Consider the following 947-nt stretch of genomic DNA (forward strand, 5'->3'; position numbering starts at 1 on the left):
GGCGGCGGTACTCGCCGTGTTGACCGCAATCGCCTCGGTGGGGCTCACCCCCTCGTCGATATCGTGCGCAATCGAGGGAACAGTTCCCGCCACCGCACCGAACGCCCCCAACCCCCGACCGATGTTCTTGGCCACGTCGTCCACGGAACTCACACCTGGAAGTTCGAGCGCCCTCTTCGTCGCGTCGCTCATGCCCCCGATCACCGTCGCCGCTATGGTCGTCGGCCAGTCCGGCATCCACGAGAACGATCCGTCCGGGTTCTCGACGAACGTCCCGGTCGGGCTGGTGAGCGCGAGCTCGGTCAACAACTTCGTGGGCTCGGCCAACTGCTGAGCAGCGTCGAGTGCGGCCTTGTCTGCCTGCTTCAGAGCACCCTGAATGTCGTCGGTCAACTGCGCTGCAGCAGAACGTAGTTCGTCGGCCTGTCGTACCTTCTCCTCGCCCAGGCCGTCCGGTATCAGCGCGATCATCCCGTCGGGATCCACCACACCGTCGGCCCGAATGGCGAACCCGCTCGTCGTCGCCGCCGACACCTGCGCCTGCAGGTGCGCCTTCGCGGCGTCGACCATTCCTGCTGCGGTCTCGAATGCCCTACCGAGTGAATCGATCTCACCGCACACGGAGCTCATCCGGGAGCATTCGGTCACCACGCGTTCGGCTGCGGCGTCGGCTGCTTCACCGGTCCACGTCTCGGCCAATGTGTCTTGCTCCTCCAGCACTCCGGTGCGCTGGCCGTTGACGCGTTCGACGATCTCCGACAGTTCGATCATCGTCTTGCGCATCGACTCCGGCTCCCAGCCATCGACGTGCGGCACGGTGGGGGTCACTTCGGCTGGTCCATCGCGGCGAGGCGGCGGGCGAGTTCGTCGTCGGCGATCTCGTAGTTCTGCGCGACGCCGCGGGCGATGTCCGCGACGCATTCGGCCCGCCCGGCCCAGGGCTGCAA

General features: G+C 66.6%; 1 protein-coding gene. It reads right to left on the reverse strand.

Annotated features, from left to right (window positions below; translation table 11 throughout):
- A partial coding sequence (locus RHBS_RS28075) for a hypothetical protein (RefSeq protein ID WP_128646943.1) occupies positions 1-816 on the reverse strand: 816 nt, incomplete at its 3' end.
- Positions 817-947: the final 131 nt, after the last annotated feature.

It is taken from the genome of Rhodococcus sp. BS-15 (genome assembly GCF_000813105.1).
In the GTDB taxonomy this organism is placed as follows: domain Bacteria; phylum Actinomycetota; class Actinomycetes; order Mycobacteriales; family Mycobacteriaceae; genus Rhodococcoides.